The organism is Vibrio sp. 1402 (genome assembly GCF_033340275.1).
The window spans coordinates 1-525 of record NZ_JAWOWE010000670.1 but is presented as its reverse complement, the minus strand read 5'-3'; the positions used below and the strand labels follow the sequence as shown (position 1 = coordinate 525).

1 pseudogene is annotated in these 525 nt (G+C 41.9%); it reads right to left on the bottom strand.

What is annotated here, in order from left to right:
* Positions 1–341 (bottom strand): annotated as a pseudogene (locus tag R7044_RS27850) (DUF3943 domain-containing protein); the annotation flags it as partial.
* Positions 342–525 lie beyond the last annotated feature (184 nt).

Below are 525 nucleotides of genomic sequence, written 5' to 3'. Positions count from 1 at the left end.
GTAATGCTTTCAGGAAGAAACGTCATCAAACCAACAGTAGCCACACTCAGGCCAAGAATGGTGTACGTCTGGCCCATTAGGTAATCCCAGTCCTTATCTTGAGGAACGATAAGGTGTCTAGGCTGAAGGCCTGCGTCAAGATTTAAAGAATCATCGTTATTCTGTTCAAAAGCAAGACTGCGATTTTGAGATTCGAAGGTGTACAGATTGGTTGTTTCGCAGTAACCTGACATACAATCAGGCGTGTAAGAAAACTCTGAGTGGCGGCTCATATCGTACTGGCTCGCGTTAGCAACGGCCGACGTCGTCAGTAAGAGTCCTGCGAGAGTCTTCTTGAACATGGATGATTTTGACACAAAGGTCTCCGAGTTAATGGTTTGATGATCGGGCTCACAATTATCCCTTAAAAGAAAACCCATTTAAATACTTGACCTTAATTTAATCCCAACAAATTGACTAAGCGATTAGTCTGATAAAAAGAAAACGATATAAGTGCTCCGTATAGAAATAGAATTGTGCTTATGT